This window comes from Streptomyces fildesensis (assembly GCF_016107395.1).
In the GTDB taxonomy this organism is placed as follows: Bacteria; Actinomycetota; Actinomycetes; order Streptomycetales; family Streptomycetaceae; genus Actinacidiphila; species Actinacidiphila fildesensis.
The window spans coordinates 1-206 of sequence record NZ_JAAIKO010000469.1 but is presented as its reverse complement, the minus strand read 5'-3'; the positions used below and the strand labels follow the sequence as shown (position 1 = coordinate 206).

At 53.9% G+C, this 206-nt stretch carries 1 protein-coding gene; it reads left to right on the top strand.

Features of this window, described 5'->3' with window-relative positions; all coding sequences use genetic code 11:
* Nucleotides 1-206 (top strand): tubulin beta chain (locus tag C6N31_RS47655; protein WP_198359804.1); only part of this gene is annotated, 206 nt, incomplete at both ends.

Genomic DNA, 206 nt, shown 5'->3' with positions numbered 1-206 from the left:
TCAGATCTGGTCCGTACGGCCAGATCTTCAGGCCTGATAACTTCGTCTTCGGCCAGTCTGGTGCTGGCAACAATTGGGCCAAAGGCCACTATACTGAAGGCGCGGAGTTGATCGACTCTGTTCTTGATGTTGTGAGGAAGGAGGCTGAAAACTGCGACTGCCTGCAAGGATTTCAGGTTTGCCATTCTTTGGGCGGCGGGACTGGA